16 protein-coding genes are annotated in these 13,067 nt (G+C 73.7%); 11 read left to right on the top strand and 5 right to left on the bottom strand.

The genetic code is table 11. The features are described 5' to 3' along the window. From ybaK to ACFYXU_RS08120, 4 genes are all read right to left on the bottom strand, one after another. Positions 1 to 498, bottom strand: a complete 498-nt coding sequence (ybaK, locus tag ACFYXU_RS08135; RefSeq protein ID WP_329856681.1) for a Cys-tRNA(Pro) deacylase — start codon at positions 496 to 498, stop codon at positions 1 to 3. Between the two features lie 38 nt (positions 499 to 536). Further along, entirely contained in the window at positions 537 to 1,274 is a 738-nt protein-coding gene (locus tag ACFYXU_RS08130) for an LON peptidase substrate-binding domain-containing protein (RefSeq protein WP_376510038.1), read from the bottom strand. 11 nt (positions 1,275 to 1,285) lie between these two features. Further along, the gene (locus ACFYXU_RS08125; protein WP_361394166.1) at positions 1,286 to 2,338 is read right to left on the bottom strand and encodes a hypothetical protein; all 1,053 of its coding nucleotides are present in this window, start codon (positions 2,336 to 2,338) and stop codon (positions 1,286 to 1,288) included. 77 nt (positions 2,339 to 2,415) lie between these two features. Then, complete coding sequence (locus ACFYXU_RS08120) at positions 2,416 to 4,029, bottom strand: oxidoreductase (RefSeq protein ID WP_376510036.1); 1,614 nt, start codon at positions 4,027 to 4,029, stop codon at positions 2,416 to 2,418. A 194-nt stretch (positions 4,030 to 4,223) separates the two neighbouring features. On the opposite strand from ACFYXU_RS08120, the gene hisD reads away from it, so the two are divergent. From hisD to ACFYXU_RS08070, 10 genes are all read left to right on the top strand, one after another. After that, on the top strand, positions 4,224 to 5,564 hold the full coding sequence (hisD, locus tag ACFYXU_RS08115; protein WP_376510034.1) for a histidinol dehydrogenase: 1,341 nt from the start codon (positions 4,224 to 4,226) through the stop codon (positions 5,562 to 5,564). Next, positions 5,561 to 6,667 (top strand): histidinol-phosphate transaminase, encoded by a 1,107-nt coding sequence (locus tag ACFYXU_RS08110; protein ID WP_389456920.1) that lies wholly within the window; start codon positions 5,561 to 5,563, stop codon positions 6,665 to 6,667. Before hisD ends, ACFYXU_RS08110 begins: the two co-directional genes overlap by 4 nt. Beyond that, positions 6,664 to 7,257 (top strand): imidazoleglycerol-phosphate dehydratase HisB, encoded by a 594-nt coding sequence (hisB, locus tag ACFYXU_RS08105; RefSeq protein ID WP_046907028.1) that lies wholly within the window; start codon positions 6,664 to 6,666, stop codon positions 7,255 to 7,257. The genes ACFYXU_RS08110 and hisB overlap by 4 nt, the downstream gene beginning before the upstream one ends. A gap of 2 nt (positions 7,258 to 7,259) precedes the next feature. Then, positions 7,260 to 7,424 carry a hypothetical protein gene (locus ACFYXU_RS08100; RefSeq protein ID WP_361394174.1) on the top strand — a complete coding sequence of 55 codons (165 nt, stop codon included), beginning with the start codon at positions 7,260 to 7,262 and terminating at the stop codon, positions 7,422 to 7,424. After that, positions 7,421 to 8,068, top strand: a complete 648-nt coding sequence (hisH, locus tag ACFYXU_RS08095; RefSeq protein WP_329856668.1) for an imidazole glycerol phosphate synthase subunit HisH — start codon at positions 7,421 to 7,423, stop codon at positions 8,066 to 8,068. The genes ACFYXU_RS08100 and hisH overlap by 4 nt, the downstream gene beginning before the upstream one ends. Next, positions 8,065 to 8,790, top strand: a complete 726-nt coding sequence (gene priA, locus ACFYXU_RS08090; protein WP_376510030.1) for a bifunctional 1-(5-phosphoribosyl)-5-((5-phosphoribosylamino)methylideneamino)imidazole-4-carboxamide isomerase/phosphoribosylanthranilate isomerase PriA — start codon at positions 8,065 to 8,067, stop codon at positions 8,788 to 8,790. Before hisH ends, priA begins: the two co-directional genes overlap by 4 nt. Beyond that, complete coding sequence (locus ACFYXU_RS08085) at positions 8,787 to 9,185, top strand: RidA family protein (RefSeq protein ID WP_376510028.1); 399 nt, start codon at positions 8,787 to 8,789, stop codon at positions 9,183 to 9,185. The genes priA and ACFYXU_RS08085 overlap by 4 nt, the downstream gene beginning before the upstream one ends. Further along, a complete protein-coding gene (gene hisF / locus ACFYXU_RS08080) occupies positions 9,182 to 9,937 on the top strand; it encodes an imidazole glycerol phosphate synthase subunit HisF (RefSeq protein ID WP_329856664.1) in 756 nt (251 codons plus the stop codon). Before ACFYXU_RS08085 ends, hisF begins: the two co-directional genes overlap by 4 nt. 194 nt (positions 9,938 to 10,131) lie before the next feature. Continuing rightward, the gene (locus tag ACFYXU_RS08075) at positions 10,132 to 10,725 is read left to right on the top strand and encodes a helix-turn-helix domain-containing protein (protein ID WP_389456918.1); all 594 of its coding nucleotides are present in this window, start codon (positions 10,132 to 10,134) and stop codon (positions 10,723 to 10,725) included. Beyond that, the gene (locus ACFYXU_RS08070; RefSeq protein WP_389456916.1) at positions 10,722 to 11,963 is read left to right on the top strand and encodes an MFS transporter; all 1,242 of its coding nucleotides are present in this window, start codon (positions 10,722 to 10,724) and stop codon (positions 11,961 to 11,963) included. The genes ACFYXU_RS08075 and ACFYXU_RS08070 overlap by 4 nt, the downstream gene beginning before the upstream one ends. Positions 11,964 to 11,967: 4 nt before the next feature. On the opposite strand, the gene ACFYXU_RS08065 is transcribed toward ACFYXU_RS08070, so the two are convergent. Continuing rightward, the gene (locus tag ACFYXU_RS08065; RefSeq protein ID WP_329856661.1) at positions 11,968 to 12,603 is read right to left on the bottom strand and encodes a TIGR03085 family metal-binding protein; all 636 of its coding nucleotides are present in this window, start codon (positions 12,601 to 12,603) and stop codon (positions 11,968 to 11,970) included. Positions 12,604 to 12,687: 84 nt separating this feature from the next. On the opposite strand from ACFYXU_RS08065, the gene hisI reads away from it, so the two are divergent. Further along, positions 12,688 to 13,056 carry a phosphoribosyl-AMP cyclohydrolase gene (gene hisI, locus ACFYXU_RS08060; protein ID WP_329856660.1) on the top strand — a complete coding sequence of 123 codons (369 nt, stop codon included), beginning with the start codon at positions 12,688 to 12,690 and terminating at the stop codon, positions 13,054 to 13,056. Positions 13,057 to 13,067: the final 11 nt, after the last annotated feature.

The following is a 13,067-nucleotide window of genomic DNA, read 5'->3' as shown; positions in this document are numbered from 1 at the left end:
TCAGGCGCGGCCGATCGGGGCCACCACCGCCGAGGTGAGGGCGGCCAGGTCCGCGGGGGAGAGCTCCACCTCCAGGCCGCGCCGGCCCGCCGAGACGCAGACGGTCGCGTGGTCCGAGGCCGAGGAGTCGAGGACGGTACGGAGCCGCTTGCGCTGGCCCAGCGGGGAGATGCCGCCCCGGACGTAGCCCGTCGTGCGCTCCGCCGCCGCCGGGTCGGCCATCGCGGCCCGCTTCCCGCCGACCGCCGTGGCCAGGGCCTTCAGGTCCAGCTGGCCGGCCACCGGGACCACGGCGACCGTCAGCTCGCCGTCGACGTCCGCGACCAGCGTCTTGAAGACCCGGTCGGGGGAGACGCCGAGGGCCTCCGCCGCCTCCTCGCCGTACGAGGCCGAGGCCGGGTCGTGCTCGTACGCGTGCACCGTGAACGCGGTGCCGGCCGCCGTCAGGGCCACCGTCGCCGGAGTGCCGCCGCTGTTCTTCTTCTGCTTCTTCGCCACGCGCTCTTCCTCGGCTCGGTCGCTCCGGCGGGGCCGGGTCAGTTCGGGTACGTCGGGGTCTGCGTCAGGTCCACCACCGGCAGCGACGGCAGGTGCCGCAGCACCGCGGTCTCCGCACGCAGCAGCGTCAGCTCCTCGCGCAGCCGGGTCGCCGTGTCCGGCGCCTGGAGCAGCCGCTGCTTCGACGGCGTGTCGAGCACCGCGGCCGCCGCGACCAGGTACGACACCACGGAGGGCTCGTCCGGCAGCTCACTCGTGGTCAGCGAACGCTCCCGGGCGCCCGCGAGGCGCTTCTGATAGCTCCGGAAGGCCCGCAGCACCCCCTCGGCTAGGGGGCCCGCCTCCTCGCCCTGCTCCTCGGGGATCTCCTCGACCTCGGCGGTCAGGAAGGGTCCGCTCGCGTCGACGGAGAGCAGCTTGACCCGGGTCGTGCCGGTCGCCATCACCTCGAAGCTGCCGTCGGCGCGCTCCCGGATCGACGCCGCGTCGGCGACGCAGCCGACCCGGTGGAAGGACTGGATGGGATCGGAGCCGAAGCCCGCCGCGGGGCCCTTCTCCGGCAGCGCCGTCTGGTCCGGCATGCCGGGAGCCGTCGGCGCGACCTCGCGGCCGTCGCGGATGGCGACGACGGCGAAGCGCCGGGGCTCGGAGTCGTCGACGGTGAGCAGTTCGCGCATCATGGCGCGATAACGCTCCTCGAAGACGTTCAGCGGCAGCACGAGGCCGGGGAACAGCACCGCGTTGAGGGGGAAGAGTGGCAGGCGAGCGGAGGTCACAGCCGCCAAGCCTAATGGCCGCCGGGCCCGCCCCGTCCGGCCGTTCCGGGACCCGGTCCCCTCAGCGGGGTCCGGCGGGCCAGTTCGCCCCGCACCCGGTCCCGCGCGGCCAGGAAGCGGAGCAGGGGATCCTCCGGTGCGGAGTCCCGCGCGGCACTCCAGGGGAAGGAGGTCGCGTACGGGCCGATCCGTCCGAACTCCTCCCAGGCCTCCGCCCAGTGCTCCCGCTCGACCAGCACGTGCGCGAGCAGGTTCCGGACCTCCGCCGGCCACGGGTCGCCCGGCGGGAAGGACGCCGACAGCGCCAGGGCGCGCACCACCGCACGGTCGACCCGGCCGGCCGGCACGGACCCTTCCGGGCCCGGCGGCATGCGGAGCCCGTCATGGGCCGCCCGCACCGGCAGCGCCCGGACGAGCGAGTCCGGAGCCGCGTCGTCGGCGGCCTGCTCGGCGAAGTCGAAGGCGGCGCGGTGCGAGCCGTACCACTGCGCCGAGAGGTACTTCAGGGCGGCCACATGGCAGCCGTAGTGGTGCGGGGAGCGGCGCACGGCCTGCTCCCACAGCGACTCGAAGACCGCGGGCCCCGCGTGCGCCCCGCGCGCGTGGTCCAGGGCCAGCCGCCACGGCACCGGGTCGTGCGGGGCCTCCCCGGCGAGGTCCTGGACCAGCGGGGCGAGCTCGCGCAGCCGCTCGGCCCGGGCCGGGGACTCCCAGGCCCGGCGGACGGAGAGCTGCGCCGTGACGAGGAGGGCGTCGGGATCGCCCGGGGCGTCGGAGAGCCACCGGGTGAGCCAGTCGCCCCGGTGCTGGGCGAAGGCGGCGAGCCGGATGACGTACCGGTCGCGGTCCTCCCACTCGCCGGCGTCCCGGGTGGTGGCGAGCAGCTTCGCGGCGGGCTCCTGGTCGCCGAGGGCGGCGGCGACCAGAGCGGGCGCCAGCCGCCCGTCCGGGGCGTCGAGCAGCACGTCGTCGTCCGGCACGAGCCCCGCGGCGAGCCGCGGGGCGTGCCGGGCCGAGCGGAGGGTGCCGACCAGGGCGCGGAGCAAGGACATCGTGCTGCGCATTCTCCCCCGGCCGGGCCCGCCGCTGCAGCCGCATCACCGGGTCCCGACAGCACCCTCACCGCACCACGACACCACCCTCACCCCCTGCGCAGCAGCCGGGTCGCGCCCGCCGCCACCGTCGTCGCGAGGATCCAGCCGAGCAGGATCAGCGCCGTCGCCACCCACTGCCACAGTCCTTCGAGCCGCCAGTAGCCGTCCTGGCCGAGGTTGATCACGGGGAGCAGCAGGTCCAGGGCGTACAGCGTGCCGTTCCACTCGGGCGCCTCGTCCGGCTTCAGCGCCGTCGGGCGGTAGTGGGTGAAGGCGACCGTGCCCGCCGCCCACAGCACGGCCATCCACAGCGCCGCCCGGCCCGGCCGGTAGCCGTACGCCACCGTCCAGTCCTGAAGGTACCCCCACAGCTTCCCCGCGATCGGCAGAGTCTCGCGTCTGCGGCGCTGCTTGGCGAGGAGCACCTCGCGGGCGTCCGCGTCCTCGCCGCTGCCGCGCAGGACCGCCGCGAGGCGCTCGTACGGCTCGGGGGCGTACTCCGGGGTGGCCGCCGCCACCCACTCCAGCCGCCGGGCCAGCGGGAAGTGCCCGTACGGCACGAGGTTCTCGTAGGCGAAGCCGCCCATGGCCAGTCCGCCGGGCCCCGGCCAGCTGGTCGACAGGTCGATGAGGGTGACGACCTTCGCGCCGTTCAGCACGACCCGCCCCTCCTCCGGCCGCTCCCCGTTGAACCGGAGCTCGGGGGTCACGATCCGGCGGAGCGACAGCTCCTCCCGGCGGGCGCCGTCCAGCAGGAAGCGCGCGTGGTGGAGGTCCACCGCGTCACCGAACCGCCCGTCGTCGAGCCGCACCCCGCCGTGGCACTCCACCGGCTTGCGCCGGGCGCCCTGGGCGGGCGTCACCCCGTACGGCGGGGTGGCCGTGGAGCTGCCCGCCGAGCCCGAGCTGCCCGACTCCTCGTACACCCAGGCCGCGTTCAGATAGAGCGAGCGCTCCACCGTCAGCTGCGGCGCGTTCAGCGCGCGGCGGCCCTGCGCCCCGCGCAGCACGCTGCCCCGCAGGCTGAGCGAGACGCCCACCTTCGCCCCGCGCAGGCTCAGCTCGCCGTGGGCCTCGACCAGCTCGGCCTGGAGGTCCTGGGCGACGACGAGCCCGTCCGCCGTGATGGCCCGCCCCCGCCGGTCCGGCCACACCTCGATCTGGTTGATCAGCAGGTCCGTGCCGATCTGGGCGTCCGTCAGGCGGATGCCCCGCAGCACCCGGCAGCGCGGCAGGTGCAGGTCCCCCTCCGTGTGCAGCCGGGCCGCCTCCAGACGGGGCAGCAGGCACTCGACCATCCGCAGGGTGCCGAACCGGGCCTCCGGCAGCACCACCTCGCCGTCGAACCGGCAGCCGTGCAGCTCCACGTACGGCCCTATCGTCCCGCCCGCCAGGTTCAGCACGCCCGTGATCCTGACCCCGCGCAGCTTCAGCGCGGCCACCCGCCCCGACCGCGCCGGCGGCCCGTCGAGCAGCAGCAGCGCCACCACGTCGGCCCGGACGCTCCGCTCCTCCCCCCACTCCCGCCCCCCGAAAGGGTCGTCCCGCTCCGCGATCCCCTCGGTCAGATCACAGGTCCTGCCGATCCGGAAGGCCCGCCACACGGCCCGCTCGGACCCCGTGAGACCGTCCGGCATGCCGTCCTCGTGCGGCTCGGTCACTGCCGCCCCCTCGCTCTCCCCGATGCGCTCCCACGATTCCGCTTTCCGTGATTCGTGGATTCGTACAGTCGTTCTTCCCGTGCTGTGACGGGCTGAACGCTAACGGTCAGGAGTGGCGAGGAGACGCCACCGTGGCGCGTATCAGCCAGTGATACGGGCGTCCGGCGCTCTGGGCCGTCTGAGAGAATTGACCCGTGATCTCTCGAATCGATCTGCGCGGCGACACCCTCCCCGAGGGTTCCGCCCTGCGTGACCTGCTGCCCCGTGCCGAGTTCGACGTGGAAGCCGCCCTGGAGAAGGTGCGGCCCATCTGCGAGGACGTCCGGCATCATGGCGCGGCCGCGGTGATCGACTACGGGGAGAAATTCGACGGCGTCCGCGTCCCGAGCCTGCGCGTCCCGGCCGAGGAGCTCACCCGCGCCCTCGACGAGCTCGACCCCGCCGTCCGCGCCGCGCTGGAGGAGTCCATCCGGCGCGCCCGCCTCGTCCACCGCGAGCAGCGGCGGACCACCCACACGACCCAGGTCGTCCCCGGCGGCACCGTCACCGAGAAGTGGATCCCCGTCGAGCGCGTCGGCCTGTACGTGCCGGGCGGCCGCTCCGTCTACCCGTCCTCCGTCGTGATGAACGTCGTCCCGGCCCAGGAGGCCGGCGTCGAGGGCGTGGCCATCGCCTCTCCCCCGCAGAAGGAGTTCGGCGGCCTCCCGCACCCGACGATCCTCGCCGCCTGCGCCCTCCTCGGCGTGGACGAGGTCTACGCGGCCGGCGGCGCCCAGGCCGTCGCCATGTTCGCGTACGGCACGGAGGGGCCGGCCGGAGAGCCCGGCTGCGCCCCCGTCAACCTGGTCACCGGCCCCGGCAACATCTACGTGGCCGCCGCCAAGCGCCTCCTCAAGGGCCGCATCGGCATCGACGCCGAGGCCGGCCCCACGGAGATCGCGATCCTCGCGGACTCCACCGCCGACCCCGTGCACGTCGCCGCCGACCTCATCAGCCAGGCCGAGCACGACCCGATGGCCGCCTCCGTCCTCGTCACCGACTCGGACGAGCTCGCCGCCGCCACCGAGGCCGAGCTGAAGACCCAGGTCGCCGCCTCCAAGCACGTCGACGACCGGATCGTCCCGGCCCTCGCCGGCCGCCAGTCCGCGATCGTCCTCGTCCGCGACCTCGCCGACGGCCTCAAGGTCGTCGACGCGTACGGCGCCGAGCACCTGGAGATCCAGACCGCCGACGCCGCCGCCGTCGCCGACCGCGTCCGCAACGCCGGCGCGATCTTCGTCGGCCCCTGGGCGCCGGTCTCGCTCGGCGACTACTGCGCCGGCTCCAACCACGTCCTGCCCACCGGCGGCTGCGCCTGCCACTCCTCGGGCCTCTCCGTGCAGTCCTTCCTGCGCGGCGTGCACATCGTGGACTACACGCGCGACGCCCTCGCCGACGTCGCCCACCACGTCGTCACGCTCGCCGAGGCCGAGGACCTGCCCGCCCACGGCGCGGCGGTCAAGGCCCGGTTCGGATGGAAGGTGCCGCAGCGGTGACCGGCATCGACGACCTGCCCGTCCGGGACGAGCTGCGCGGCAAGTCCCCCTACGGCGCGCCCCAGCTCGACGTCCCCGTCCAGCTGAACACCAACGAGAACCCCTACCCGCTGCCCGAGCCGCTGGTGGCCCGGATCGCGGAGCGGGTCGCCGAGGCCGCCCGCGGCCTCAACCGCTACCCCGACCGCGACGCGATCGAGCTCCGCACCGAGCTCGCCGCCTACCTCACCCGCACCGGCAAGCACCCGGTCGCCGTCGAGAACGTCTGGGCGGCCAACGGCTCCAACGAGGTCCTCCAGCAGCTCCTCCAGACCTTCGGAGGCCCCGGCCGCACCGCGATCGGCTTCGAGCCCTCGTACTCGATGCACGCCCTCATCGCCCGCGGCACCGGCACCGGCTGGATCTCCGGCCCGCGCAACGAGGACTTCACCATCGACGTGGCGGCGGCCGTCCAGGCCATCGCGGAGCACGTGCCGGACGTCGTCTTCATCACCTCGCCCAACAACCCCACCGGCACCGCCGTCGGGGCCGACACCGTCCTCGCCCTGTACGAGGCCGCCCAGGCGGCCGGGCCCTCGATGGTCGTCGTGGACGAGGCATACGTGGAGTTCAGCCACCGCGACTCGCTGCTGCCGCTCCTGGAGGGCCGCCCGCACCTGGTGGTCTCCCGGACGATGTCCAAGGCCTTCGGCGCCGCCGGGCTCCGCCTCGGCTACCTCGCCGCCCACCCGGCCGTGGTCGACGCCGTCCAGCTGGTCCGCCTGCCGTACCACCTCTCGGCCGTCACCCAGGCCACCGCGCTCGCCGCCCTGGAGCACACCGACACCCTCCTCGGGTACGTCGAGCAGCTCAAGGCCGAGCGCGACCGGCTCGTCACCGAGCTGCGTGCCCTCGGCTGCGAGGTCACCGACTCCGACGCCAACTTCGTGCAGTTCGGGAAGTTCCCCGACGCGCACGCGGCCTGGCGGTCGATCCTCGACCGGGGCGTCCTGGTCCGGGACAACGGAGTACCGGGATGGCTGCGGGTCACCGCCGGCACCCCCGAAGAGAACGACGCGTTCCTCGACGCGGTCCGTGAATTGATGAAGGAGCAGGAACGATGAGCCGCGTAGGCCGCGTTGAGCGCACCACCAAGGAGACCTCCGTCGTCGTCGAGATCGACCTCGACGGCACCGGAAAGGTCGACGTGTCGACCGGGGTCGGCTTCTACGACCACATGCTCGACCAGCTCGGCCGGCACGGGCTCTTCGACCTCACGGTCAAGACCGACGGCGACCTGCACATCGACTCGCACCACACCATCGAGGACACCGCCCTCGCCCTCGGCGCCGCGTTCAAGCAGGCCCTCGGCGACAAGGTCGGCATCTACCGCTTCGGCAACTGCACGGTCCCGCTGGACGAGTCGCTCGCCCAGGTCACCGTGGACCTCTCCGGCCGCCCGTACCTCGTGCACACCGAGCCCGAGAACATGGCGCCGATGATCGGCTCCTACGACACGACGATGACCCGGCACATCATGGAGTCCTTCGTCGCCCAGGCCCAGATCGCGCTGCACGTCCACGTGCCCTACGGGCGCAACGCCCACCACATCGTGGAGTGCCAGTTCAAGGCCCTCGCCCGCGCGCTCCGCTACGCCTCCGAGCGCGACCCGCGCGCCGCCGGAATCCTCCCCTCCACGAAGGGCGCGCTCTAGTCGTGAACGGCCTCTCCACTGTCCTGATCCTCGTCGGGCTCTTCCTGCTCGGCGGGATCTACTCCTTCGTCAAGCAGAAGATGCCCAAGGGCCTCATCGTGGTCCTCGCCTTCGGCGCCGTGATGTGCCTCTCCGCCGGCGTCCTGCGTCTGGACGTGTGGTCATGAGCACGGCCTCCCCGAAGAAGGTCGTCGTCTTCGACTACGGCTTCGGCAACGTGCGCTCCGCCGAGCGCGCGCTCGCCCGTGTCGGCGCCGAGGTCGAGATCACCCGCGACTACGACACCGCCATGAACGCCGACGGGCTCCTCGTCCCCGGCGTCGGTGCCTTCTCCGCCTGCATGCGGGGCCTCAAGGAGGCCCGCGGCGACTGGATCGTCGGCCGCAGGCTCGCCGGCGGCCGCCCGGTCATGGGCATCTGCGTCGGCATGCAGATCCTCTTCGCCCAGGGCATCGAGCACGGCGTGGAGACCGAGGGCCTCGACGAGTGGCCCGGTACGGTCGGACCGCTGAACGCCCCCGTCGTCCCCCACATGGGCTGGAACACCGTCGACGCGCCCGCCGACACCCAGCTCTTCGCGGGGCTCGACGCCGACGAGCGGTACTACTTCGTGCACTCCTACGCGGTGCGCGAGTGGACCCTGGAGGTCGGCAACAAGAACATGCGCGCCCCCAAGGTCAGCTGGGCCACCCACGGCGAGCCCTTCGTCGCGGCGGTGGAGAACGGCGCCCTGTGGGCGACGCAGTTCCACCCCGAGAAGTCCGGCGACGCCGGAGCCCAGCTCCTCACCAACTGGATCGGAACCCTGTGAGCACTCTCGAACTCCTCCCCGCCGTCGACGTCCGCGACGGCCAGGCCGTCCGGCTCGTCCACGGCGAGTCCGGCAGCGAGACCTCCTACGGCTCCCCGCTGGAGGCCGCCCTGGCCTGGCAGCGCGCGGGCGCCGAGTGGCTCCACCTGGTCGACCTGGACGCCGCCTTCGGCACCGGCGACAACCGCGACCTGGTCCGCCAGGTCGCCGAAGCCATGGACATCAAGGTGGAGCTCTCCGGAGGCATCCGCGACGACGCCACGCTCGCCGCCGCCCTCGCCACCGGCTGCACCCGCGTCAACCTGGGCACCGCCGCCCTGGAGACCCCCGAGTGGGTCGCCAAGGTCATCGCCGAGCACGGCGACAAGATCGCCGTCGGCCTCGACGTGCGCGGCACGACCCTGCGCGGCCGCGGCTGGACCCGCGACGGCGGCGACCTGTACGAGACGCTGGCCCGCCTCGACTCCGAGGGCTGCGCCCGCTACGTCGTCACGGACATCGCCAAGGACGGCACCCTCCAGGGCCCCAACCTGGAGCTCCTGCGGAACGTCTGCGCGGCCACCGACAAGCCCGTCGTCGCCTCCGGCGGCGTGTCCTCCCTGGACGACCTGCGGGCCCTGTCCGGCCTGGTGCCGCTGGGCGTCGAGGGCGCGATCGTCGGCAAGGCGCTCTACGCCGAGGCGTTCACCCTCGAAGAGGCGCTCGCGGCGGTGAAGCAGTGACCTCCGAGGTCCGCAAGGTCGTCACCGGCGCTCCCTGGGAGGAGCAGTTCGGCTACTCGCGCGCGGTCGAACTCCCGAACGGCACCGTCCTGGTCTCCGGATGCACGTCGGTGGTGGGCGGGCAGATCGCCGGGGGAGGCCCCCACGAGCAGACCGTCAACTCCTTCCAGGTGGCCTTCGACGCGCTCAAGCAGCTGGGCCTGGGCCCGGAGCACGTCGTCCGCACCCGGATGTACCTCACGCACGCCCGGGACGTGGACGAGGTCGGCCGCGCCCACAAGGAACTGTTCGACGGCGTCCGCCCGGCCGCGTCGATGATCATCGTCTCCGGTTTCGTCGACCCGAGCCTGGTCGTCGAGGTCGAGGTCGAGGCGTACCGGGGAGGAGCGGCATGAGTCTCGCCGTACGCGTGATCCCCTGCCTGGACGTGGACAACGGCCGGGTCGTCAAGGGCGTCAACTTCCAGAACCTGCGCGACGCAGGTGACCCCGTCGAGATGGCCAAGCTGTACGACGCCGAGGGCGCCGACGAGCTGACCTTCCTCGACATCACCGCCTCCTCCGGGAACCGGGAGACCACCTACGACGTGGTGCGCCGAACCGCCGAGCAGGTCTTCATCCCGCTCACGGTCGGCGGCGGCGTGCGGTCGGCCGAGGACGTCGACAAGCTGCTGCGGGCCGGTGCCGACAAGGTCGGCGTCAACACCGCCGCCATCACGCGCCCCGAGCTGATCCAGGAGATCGCGGAGCGCTTCGGCCGGCAGGTGCTCGTGCTGTCCGTGGACGCGCGCCGCACCGCCTCGGGCTCCTTCGAGGTGACGACGCACGGCGGGCGCCAGGGCACCGGCATCGACGCCGTCGAGTGGGCGCACCGGGCCGCCGAGCTGGGCGCGGGAGAGATCCTGCTCAACTCGATGGACGCCGACGGCACGAAGGACGGCTACGACACCGAGATGATCGCGGCCGTGCGCAAGCACGTGACGGTCCCGGTGATCGCCTCGGGCGGCGCCGGCAGGCTCGCCGACTTCCCGCCGGCCGTGGCGGCGGGCGCGGACGCGGTGCTCGCGGCCTCCGTCTTCCACTTCGGCGACCTGCGGATCGCGCAGGTCAAGGACACGCTGCGGGAGGCGGGCCACCCGGTCCGCTGACCCGGACCGGGGGAGCGGGCCACCCGGTCCGCCGCCCCGAGCTGTGAGTGCGGGCCGCTCGGCCCGCCGTGAGAAGGGCTCCCTCGGGGGCCCTTCTCTCTTCACCGGACCCGCGGGGCTCTCCCCACCGGACCCGCCGACGGGTTGTGCAATTTTCATTGCGCAATTTTTCCTTCGCATCTAGTGTCCTTGTCATGACCTCGTCGGAAACCCGCCGGATCGCCGACCTCGGCGCCCTCAGAGCCATCGCCCACCCGCTGCGGATGCGCCTCTACCGCGCCCTCTTCGTGGCCCGCACGGCCACCGCCTCCCAGCTCGCCGACCAGGTCGACGAGGCCGTCTCGCTCGTCAGCTACCACCTGCGCAAGCTGGCCGAGCACGGCCTCGTCGAGGCGGCCGAGCCCCAGTCGGAGGACGGCCGCGAGCGCTGGTGGCAGCCCAGCTCGTACGGCTTCAGCATCCACGACGAGGACCTCCGCGACGCCCCCGAGCTCGCCGCCGCGAGCGCCGCCTTCGGCCGTACGATCGACGCGCAGCGCAGAGACATCTACGCCCGCTTCCTCGACGAGCGGCACACCTGGTCCGAGGAGTGGCGCGCCGCCTCCGTCAGCTCGGAGTGGCTGCCACGCCTCACCGCCGCCGAACTCGCCTCCCTCGGCGACGAGCTCGACGCGCTCCTCAGGAAGTACGACCAGCTGGCCCGCACCGCCGAGGCCGCCGGCGACACCGAGGGCCGCGAGAACGTCGCCGTCCACCTCCACGGCTTCCCCTACCGGACCGCGGGATGACCGCCCTCGCACCCCCCGCCCCCACCGAGAACGCCCCCGCCCACCGCAACCCCCAGGTCCTGCGGTGGCTCGGCGCCTACACCGCCTCCACCCTGGGCGACAGCGTCTTCTACCTCGCCCTCTCCTGGACCGCCGTGAGCGGCGGCACCCCCGCCCAGGCCGGTCTCGTCACGGCCGTCTCCGCCGTGCCCCGCGCCCTGCTCCTGCTCGCCGGCGGAGCGATCGCCGACCGCCTCGGCCCGCGCCGGGTCGTCATCGCCTCCGACACCGTCCGCTGCCTGGTCGTCCTCGGCCTCGCCGCGACCCTCTTCCTCGCCTCGCCCGGCCTCTGGGCGCTCGCCGCCGTCGCCCTCGTCTTCGGCGTCGTCGACGCCGTCTTCCTCCCCGCGGTCGGCGCCCTGCCGCCGCGCGTCGCCGCCCGCGACCAGCTCGCCCGCGTCCAGGGCATGCGCGGCCTCGCCTCCCGCCTCGGCGCCGTCCTCGGCGCCCCGCTGGGCGGCCTCGCCGTCGCCCTCGGCGGCTCCGCCACCGCCTTCGGCATCGCCGGGATCCTCTTCGCGCTCTCCCTGCCGCTGCTCGGCGCGCTCCGGCTCGGCCCCCTGCCGAGGGAGGAGGGCGCGCGCGACGGCACCGCCCTGCGCGACCTGGCCGACGGCCTGCGCTACCTCCGCGGCCACCGGTCGCTCGGCCCGCTGATGGTCGTCGTCCTCCTCGCCGACCTCGGCTTCGCCGGCCCTCTCAACGTCGGCCTCGCGATCCTCTCCGACCAGCGCGGCTGGGGCGCCACCGGCATCGGCTGGGTCCTCGCCGGCTTCGGCACCGGGGCCGGCGGCGCCTCCCTGCTGCTGACCGTCAAGGGTCGCGTACCCCGGGCCGGTGCCGTCATGGGCTGGACCATGCTGCTCGGAGCCGTCTCGATCGGCGCCCTCGCCCAGCTCCCCCAGCTGCCCCTCGCCGCCCTGGTGGCGGTCTCCATCGGACTGCTGGCCGGACTCTCCGGCGCCCTGTGCAACGCCCTCGTCCAGACCGAGTGCGACCCCGCCTACCTCGGCCGGGTGAGCGCCGTCTCCAGTCTCGGCAGCCTCGGCATCGCCCCGCTGAGCTTCCCGCTCACCGGGGCGGCCATCGGCCTCTGGGGCACCGGCCCGGTCTTCGCCGTCAGCGCGGCGGTCTGCGCCCTGTCCGGCGCGTACGCCCTCGCGGTCCCGGTCCTCCGCCGCGCCGAACTGCCCGGGTAGCCCCTCAGAACCCCAGCTGCTTCGTCTCCCGCAGCCGCTCGATCGCGTCGGGCTCGCCCTCCAGGGCCACCTTCGCCGTGTCCTGGCGGCCGTACAGGTACATCACCAGCTCACCCGGCTCCCCGGAGGCCGTCACCACCGGAGTGCCGCGGTGGGCCACCGCCGTCTGGCCGTTCGGACGGCGCAGCACCAGACCCACCGGCGCCTTGCGCCCCAGCAGCCGGGCCATCCGCTCCAGGCGGGACCAGAGGGCGTCCGCGAAGACCGGGTCGAGCTCGCGCGCCGACCAGTCGGGCTGGGCCCGCCGGACGTCCTCCGCGTGCACGTAGAACTCGACGACGTTCGCCCCCTCGTCCACCTGCTTGATGGTGAAGGGCGAGAAGCGGGGCGGGCCCGTCCGGATGAGCTGGATCAGCTCCTCGTACGGCTTGGCGGCGAACTCCGCCTGCACCCGGTCCTGCCGCTCCTTCAGCACCGGTACGACGGAACCCGCCGCCGCGTCCGGACGCCGCTCCCGCACCACCACATGGGCCGCGAGGTCCCGCGTCCGCCAGCCCTCGCAGAGCGTCGGCGCGTCGGGACCCGCCGCCTCCAACAGATCGGCGAGCAGAAGCCGTTCACGTTTCGCATGGGTCGACATGCCCGCCAGCGTACGGCCGGGGCCCGCGGTCCGCCCAGTGGACGCCCCGCCGGACACCACCCCCGCGCGCGGCACAATGGCCCCATGAGCAGCACGCCCCGGACCCCCAGCGACCTCGACCCGGCCATCGCCGCACGCCTCAAGCGCAGCCCCGACGGCCTCGTCCCCGCCATCGCCCAGCAGTACGACACCGGCGAGGTGCTGATGCTCGGCTGGATGGACGACGAGGCGCTCCACCGCACCCTCACCACCGGCCGCTGCACCTACTGGTCCCGCAGCCGGAACGAGTACTGGGTCAAGGGCGACACCTCCGGGCACGTCCAGCACGTCAGGTCCGTCGCCCTCGACTGCGACGCCGACACCCTCCTCGTCAAGGTCGACCAGGTCGGAGCCGCCTGCCACACCGGCGCCCGCACCTGCTTCGACGCCGACGTGCTCCCCCTCTCCCAGTAAGGTCCCGTGCC

Origin of the sequence: Streptomyces sp. NPDC002232 (assembly GCF_042890295.1) — a bacterium.
Lineage (GTDB): Bacteria > Actinomycetota > Actinomycetes > Streptomycetales > Streptomycetaceae > Streptomyces.
The sequence above is the reverse complement of the archived record's forward strand: the minus strand, read 5'-3'. Positions and strand labels throughout refer to the sequence as shown.